This is a genomic window from Prescottella subtropica (assembly GCF_005434945.1).
Classification (GTDB): Bacteria; Actinomycetota; Actinomycetes; order Mycobacteriales; family Mycobacteriaceae; genus Prescottella; species Prescottella subtropica.
The window spans coordinates 200,859-208,018 of sequence record NZ_SKCH01000005.1 but is presented as its reverse complement, the minus strand read 5'-3'; the positions used below and the strand labels follow the sequence as shown (position 1 = coordinate 208,018).

General features: G+C 67.9%; 4 protein-coding genes and 1 pseudogene. 3 read left to right on the top strand and 2 right to left on the bottom strand.

The genetic code is table 11. The annotated features are described in order from the left end of the window. A partial coding sequence (locus tag E0497_RS07920) for a transposase family protein (protein WP_161987396.1) occupies positions 1-443 on the bottom strand: 443 nt, incomplete at its 3' end. A gap of 243 nt (positions 444-686) precedes the next feature. Here E0497_RS07920 and E0497_RS07915 point away from each other — a divergent pair. After that, complete coding sequence (locus tag E0497_RS07915) at positions 687-1,070, top strand: hypothetical protein (RefSeq protein ID WP_137724233.1); 384 nt, start codon at positions 687-689, stop codon at positions 1,068-1,070. Between the two features lie 140 nt (positions 1,071-1,210). Beyond that, positions 1,211-2,542: a DUF4185 domain-containing protein gene (locus E0497_RS07910; protein ID WP_137724232.1), complete on the top strand. Its 1,332-nt coding sequence runs from the start codon at positions 1,211-1,213 to the stop codon at positions 2,540-2,542. Between the two features lie 145 nt (positions 2,543-2,687). Here the strand turns inward: E0497_RS07910 and E0497_RS07905 are convergent. Beyond that, positions 2,688-5,700, bottom strand: a pseudogene (locus E0497_RS07905) (Tn3 family transposase). A 274-nt stretch (positions 5,701-5,974) separates the two neighbouring features. On the opposite strand from E0497_RS07905, the gene E0497_RS07900 reads away from it, so the two are divergent. Next, the gene (locus tag E0497_RS07900) at positions 5,975-7,120 is read left to right on the top strand and encodes a M24 family metallopeptidase (protein WP_137724231.1); all 1,146 of its coding nucleotides are present in this window, start codon (positions 5,975-5,977) and stop codon (positions 7,118-7,120) included. Positions 7,121-7,160 lie beyond the last annotated feature (40 nt).

The window sequence follows — 7,160 nt, the reverse complement described above, 5'->3', positions numbered from 1 at the left end:
TCGAACGCCGCCACCAAATGCGGAGCCACACTCGTCTGGTCGGAACGGTTACGGGCGCCGCGCACGGTTTTCCCGTCGATCGCAAGCACCCGCCGCCCGCCTGAAATGAGGGTGCGGGTCCACATCCAGATCCCCAACGCCGCATCGAGAGCATCCGCATCGAGACGGGCGAACAGCTTCCGCAGCGTCGACTCCTCCGGCACACCGCCGGTGATCCCGAACCCGGACAGCACCTCGGCCGCCTGATCGGCGGCCCACTGCCCGATCGCCGTGAACGACCGACACCCTGCGAGGGTCGCGGTCACCACGAGCGCGAGAACCCCGGCCAACGGATAGCGGATCCCGCGCCGGTCCCGCGGATCGGGCACCGACTCGAACACCTCGAGCAGGCGTTCGTGGTCGGCCGGGTGCACGGCAGCAGACGGCATCGGGGAAGATGACATACGGGTGTGACCTCTGGTTTCGGCTGGGTGCTTCGCAACTTCCATCCAAGCCGGTAGGTCACACCCTCAAAACACCGGCCCCGCCTCCGCGAATCCGCAGGTCACAGCTGCCTCATCCGATCTTTCCGGGGCCCTGCCCCTGGACGCGTCCCGCAACAGCTAACGCACGCCGAGCCCTTTCCGATGGAAAGAACGGCGGAATCGAGACCCGGCTCGTATGCCCCACGGAATTGGAGGATCCGAATGCGACGTATCACTGCTGTGATCGCGGCCCTGGCTGCCGCCCTGACGATCGGCGCCGGGGTGGCCCACGCGGACTCCTGGCCGGCGGATCCCGGCAACGGGTCCCCGTCCCGGCCCGTCGACGTCACAAACTTCGTGCTCACCCCGGACCAACTCGACTTCTGGAACCCGTCCGTCAACCGGACCCGGGTGATCTCGCCGTACGGTCGATCCACCAGAATCGTGTGCACTGGTTACCGCGTCGACACGGACTGCTGGCAGGCCGACCGAGCGGGCAACCCACACAAGCTCCAGAACGTGTTCAACATGGGCGCTTTCGGCTCGCTCATCAGCCCACCCGCGCAGAACGTCTTCCTCTACCCAGGGATGATTCCGGGTATGTAGATCTTCCTCGAGCGCCCGGAGCTCCCTTCACGCCCTTCCTGGCCAGCTTGTTCGCCGTTCTTGTCGGAGAGCCGTGGCAGGTTTGCTGTGAACCCCACGGGGTTCACACAGAAGGAACTCAGCTCAGGGAGGACTGACCGATGGCGCGTTACGTGAAGCTGCTGACCGGACCCGACGGCACGGGGCGATGGGGAGCGCCCGCAACAGATTTGGGCTACCCAGCCCTGACGCTGCACGGCTACACCATCACCATCTTCGGGGACACCTTCTCCGACCACGTCAGCGGCAACGGATGGCGCTCACCGACCGGGTTCCGCCAGTCCAACCCCGACATCGAGAACGGGATCCGCTGGGACAACGCCATCGGCGGCGCCTACGCCAAGCAGATGATCGACTACACGCACTGCGGGACAAAATACGACGGCTGCCTGCCTGACGGGTTCACCAACATCCCGAACGATCTGATCCACCTGCCCGACGGCCGCTACATCATGACCACCTTCGCTGTCCGCTCGTGGGCCAACGTCACCGCCGGTCAGAGCTGGGCGACGTTCCATTCCCGGATGTGGACGTCGACCGAGACCCACGCAGAGAACTGGGTCCGCACCTGGGACGTCGAGGCGAATCACGAGAACTTCGATTTCCCGAACGCTGGGGAGTGGAGTCACTTCCAGAACAACACCATGATCATGTTCCCCGGTGAGCCGTGGGTCTACATCTACGGCACGAACGAGGGCCGCTGGGTCAATGGCGGCATCCACCTGATGCGGGTGGACTGGCACACCATGTGGAATCGGAGCACCTATCAGTTCTGGGGCCAAGACGCCTCCGGCGTGTGGGCCTGGCGCACCAACGGGCCGACGACGCCGATCCTGACGCCCTCCTTACCGAGCAGCGCCATCGGGGAGATCTCGGCGCAGGTCATCGACGGCCGGGTGGTGTTGTCCTACGTCGACGGCGCGCTCGGTGCCGTCACCCGAACCTCCCCACGGCCTGAGGGGTTGTGGACGTTGCCCTCGGTGCACGTCACGCAGCTGCAGCAGCCTGCGCTTTATGCTCCGGCCATCCATCCCTACAGCCATCTCGGGCGGGCGCAGATGCTGCTGTCCAAGTGGCCGACCGACCCGGAATACGGTGTCGTGCAATGGGAGGTGAACCCGTCGGCGGTAATCGGGCTGAACGCTCTGCGGTCAGGGGCAACCACGCGCGCCGCTGTCGATGACATGCCGGCACAGGAGATCCCCGCCGATCAGGAGTACGTCGGGCGACTCAGCCCGGATTTGTCCAAGCTCAGCCCGGATGAGCAGGTCGCGGTCCTTGCCGACGTCGCGGACCCGGACGTCGACCGCGACTACCTGCGCGAGGCCATCATCACCAACACCGTGGCCGATGACCGCCCGAATCCGACGCAGCGGTTCAAGGATTGGAATCCTGATACCGAACCTGAGCCGGTAGGAACTGCTGACCGGTAGGTGCACAGATCTGGATAGGCATGCAGCGCCCACAAGATCATCGACTCTCGTGGGCGCTGCATCGGCGAGGCGATGCGACACCCACCGCCGATGCAACCAGAACCACAAGGCCTGACCGCACTTGTTCTCGTCGACATCCGCATTGTCAGAACAAGGTGTCACGTACCCGCAGTGGCCGGTAGCCGGTCGGGTCGAGCTGGGCGAGTTCGGCGTCGATGTCGACCTCGATGGCACCGAAGAAGTTGATGTTCTCACTGTGCGCCGGCGAGATGTGCGCGAGGACCTCGTCGTCGATCCGGCGCCCGGCCCGCCGCAACTGCTCGGCGGCGAGCCCGTAATACTCCGTGGTCCAGGCGATCACGGCGTTGGTGGCCAACGTCAGACACCACGCCTGTTCGGTCTGCCCCTCCAGATGCCGGGCCCGGACCGCGCCCTCGTGGGCGTAGAGCAGATCACGTTTGAGCGCGTGCAGGGACTCGCCCTTGTTCAGCTGGCGGGAGATCCTGCGCCGGTAGTCCGGATCGGACAGGTAGCGGGCGGCGTAGATCGTGCGCCGCAGCGCCCCGTACTCCCTGAGGGCCGCGGCCAGCGCGTTCTGCCGGCCCGACGCGGACAGCTTGCCGACCAGCAGAGACGCGGTGGCGTGCCCGAACTTCAGCGACCCCGCCAACCGGAGTAGGTCGTCCCAGTGGTCGGCGATCAGATCCAGGTTCACCTTCCGGGTCAGCAACGGCCCGACATGCGGGAACCGGGACTCGACCTCGGAGAGTGGCCCGGCCCGGTAGAGGGTGATCTTGCCGAGGTCGCGGATGCGGGGCGAGAGTTGCAGGCCGAGCAGGTCGAACAACCCGAAGTTCACCAGCGTCACCCCGTGGGTGTCGGTGGCGTGTTCGCTGATCGGCAGATCGGTGGCGTTACCGAGGATCTCGTCCAACACGTAGTGCGCCTCGCGTTTGGTGGCGACGATGACCTTGGTGCCGTAGGTGGCGTGCTGGTCGGTGACGTGGGTGTAGGTGGACAGGCCCTCGTTCGCGAAATACCTGCTCAACGCCCGTGCGGTGACCGACTTGCCGCGGGTCGGGAACCGCTGCCCATCACTCGAGGACAGGGTGCCCGCACCGAACACGGCAGTGAGCGGTAGCCGCTGGTGGTGACCGATAATCGTCAGGTTCGCCGCCCGCAGCGTCTCCTCCCGCACGTACCACTCGGAGGTCCAGGCGAGGATGTCGTAGGAGATGCCACTGGATTCGGCCATCCGGGTGAGCCCGAGGTTCGTCGCATAGGCGAGCAGGACCGCGATCAGGTTGCGTTTCAGCTCGCCGCTGCGGGCCTGCGTCCCGCCGGCATGGGTGAAGCAGCCCAGGTAGCCGGTGCGTGTGTCCAGTTCGATCAACAGGGACACGATCGGCGCGAACGGCAGCATCTGCGTCAGCTCCGCTTTCAGCACGATCGCTTCGGCGGGCACGTCTTCCGCTTTCAGCGGTGAGATCACCAGTTCGCCCGCGTCGTCGAGGCGGACCGGTCCGTCGCCGCCGGCGAGCACCGTCTCCAGTCCGGCGAGTGCGCCGTGGAGTTCGTCGACGGTCGCCGCGAGAGCGCGGGCGGGGTCGGCGGGTTTGCCGACGAGGCGGCAGAACTCGTCGCGTTGCAGGTGCCACTGGTCGGCGGTGAGCAGGTAGGCGGCCGGGTCGGCGTAGCGGCGCGACCCGGGCACGTGCACGTCGCCGCTACGCAGCCCGTCCCGCAGCCCGAGCAGTACGCACAGCTCCCAGTAGTGCCGGTAGGCGCTGGTGTTGCCCGACTTCGCGGCGGTGTCGAGGTAGCCGCGCCACCTGGTGGGCACGAACCCGGTCGGTGCGTCGCTCGGGACCTTCCGCGCCCCGGTGGCGTTGAGTTCCCGCAGCACGTCCACCGCGGCGAGTAGTTCGGCGGCGGCGGTCCCGCCGGCGAACCCGACGGCCGAGAGGACCTGTGGGGTGAATTGCCGCAGGTACCCGTACGAGCTGTCGAGGGCGGCCAAGTGCCCGTGATCGCGCGGCAACCGCGGTGCCGACTGCGCGGCCGCGGCCCGCAGCCGTTCCCACCCGATCCGCTCGCCGCGGATCAGTGCCCCGATCTCCTCGTCGCCGATCAGCGGGTCGCAGACGATCGTCAGCAGGTCGTCGAGCAGTGACTGCCGATCCTCACCTGTTCTTCCGCGTGCGGATAGCTCGTCACGCATCCGCCGCTCCGCCCTGCTCACCTTCGCCGAGATTGCCTGGTCGAACAGTTGCACCACCTCGTCGAGGACGTCGCTAGCCGACTGCGCCACCACAGTGAGCAGGATCGGGTACCGGCGTTGCGGATCCCGCCGTTCGAGGCCCTGCCCGGTCAGCCGGCGCCCCATCGCGGCCAGGAACCGGCGCCGCTCGGCGGGAAGCACCGTCAGGTCCACGTCGTCGGCTCCGAGGCCACGCAGGAACTCGAGCTTCGCGACCTCGGCCTTCACCGCCGCGGCGGACGCCTCCACCGGCCCGGTCGCCAGCCACCGCAACCGGGTCGCCCCGATCGCAGGATCGACCGTCAGCAGTGCGTCCAGTTGTGTGCACCGCTCGGGGGTGAATTGGTGGGCGAGCCGGTCGAACGTCTCCCGTTGGGCCTGTACTCGGGCGTGAGCGACCCGCTCGACGAGTGCGACCGGGCCCGGGCGGATCACCCGCACCGAGATCAGATACTCGCAAGCCAGCCGGAACAACAGGGTCGGCGAGTCATGCTCGAGCGCTCTGGCCAGCAGGAACTCGTCAAGTTCCTTCAATGCGAGTTCGTCGGCCGTCCGCCACCCCAGGTACTGGGCCACCAGCCGCACGTGCTCGCTGCGGGTCTGCGCCCGGCGTCCGTACGAACGAAGCTGTGTCGAATCGACATTCAGGCTGTCCAGCCAGTCGGGCCACCGCTACCGATGGCGCGGTGGCTACCTTGTCCGGCACGAACCCCAACCACGGCAGGCTGCACAGGATCACCGACAGCCCCAAGCGCACACCAGCGCCGCGTCCCTGCGGTGCAACGAATGCCAGATCCGCCGGGGTGAGGGTGAAGTGCCGGATCAGCTCCTCGCGGCTGATCTCCGGGAACTCTCGGAGACGTTGCAACTCTTCGTCCGCGAACACCCGCGTTGCCACTAATCCTCAGCCTCCACCCGCACCCGATCGACCCCGTCGGCAGCCAAGCCAAGCACCAACCATCCCACTCGGTAACCGGAACCGTCAGATCGTCCTCAACCAGGGCGTATGCCGAACTTCGTTGGGTTCTCGGCGATTACTACCGGAACCCCGACCAGGTGCACACATTCCGGTCGCGCCCGCCCGCTGGACGCCGATCGGATCCCTCGATCCGGTGAGCTTCTTCGAGCAGGTCGCGAGGTGAGGACCGCGGCCACCGCCTAGCCTGGTAGCCATGACTTCCGAGAACGCCACCGACGCTTCCTCCCGTTTCCCGACCGCCGTGTATGCGGACCGGTTGGCGCGGGCGGCGCGGTTCGCGCAGCGGGTCGGCCTGGACGGACTGCTGATCACGCCGGGCCCGGATCTGCGGTATCTGATCGGGTCACGGGCCGATTCGTTCGAGCGGCTCACGTGCCTGGTGGTGCCGGCGGACGGCAACCCGGCGTCGGTGGTGCTGCCGCGGCTCGAGCTGGCGTCGCTCGGTGATTCGGCGGTCGCCGAACTGGGCCTGCCGGTGCACGACTGGGTGGACGGCGTCGACCCGTACGAGCTGGTGGCGTCGCTGCTACCGGAGACCCCGAAGGTGGCGGTCACCGACGCGATGCCGGCGCTGCACCTGGTGCCGCTGGCCCGCCGCTTCGGGGAGACCCCGCGGCTCGCGACCGGGGTGCTGCGGGAACTGCGGATGATCAAGGACGGCGCCGAGATCGAGGCGCTGCGCCGCGCGGGTGCCGCGATCGACCGCGTCCACGCCCGGATGGCCGAGTGGCTGCGGCCCGGACGCACCGAAGCCGAGGTGGCCGCCGACATCTCCGCCGCGATCCTCGCGGAGGGGCACACCGCGGCGGCGTTCGTGATCGTCGGCTCCGGCCCACACGGCGCGGACCCGCACCACGAGGTGTCCGACCGCGTCATCGAGTCCGGGGACGTCGTGGTGATCGACATCGGCGGCCCGGTCGAGCCCGGCTACAACTCCGACTCCACCCGCACCTACGTCCTCGGCGAACCCGATCCGCAGGTCGCCGCGCAGGTCGCGATCCTCGAGGCCGCGCAGCGGGCCGCGACCGCGGCCGTCCGGCCCGGGGTGACCGCCGAATCCGTGGATGCGGCCGCCCGCGACGTCCTCGCCGACGCCGGACTGGCGGAGGTGTTCGTGCACCGCACCGGGCACGGCATCGGGCTGTCGGTGCACGAGGAGCCGTACATCGTGGCCGGCAACGAGATCGTCCTCGAGACCGGGATGGCGTTCAGCATCGAACCGGGCATCTACTTCCGCGGACAGTGGGGCGCCCGGATCGAGGACATCGTCGTCGTCACCGCGGATGGCTGCGAATCGGTCAACCGGCGCCCGCACGGGCTGACGATGCTGCCCGGCTGACCTTCCGCTCGGGTCACCGGGCCCGCCCGTCACCGTCGAA

Excerpts from the sequence above, each read along its gene's own strand:
- E0497_RS07910 (WP_137724232.1), top strand. The coding sequence starts at position 1,211 with ATGGCGCGTTACGTGAAGCTGCTGACCGGACCCGACGGCACGGGGCGA.
- E0497_RS07915 (WP_137724233.1), top strand. The coding sequence starts at position 687 with ATGCGACGTATCACTGCTGTGATCGCGGCCCTGGCTGCCGCCCTGACG.
- E0497_RS07900 (WP_137724231.1), top strand. The coding sequence starts at position 5,975 with ATGACTTCCGAGAACGCCACCGACGCTTCCTCCCGTTTCCCGACCGCC.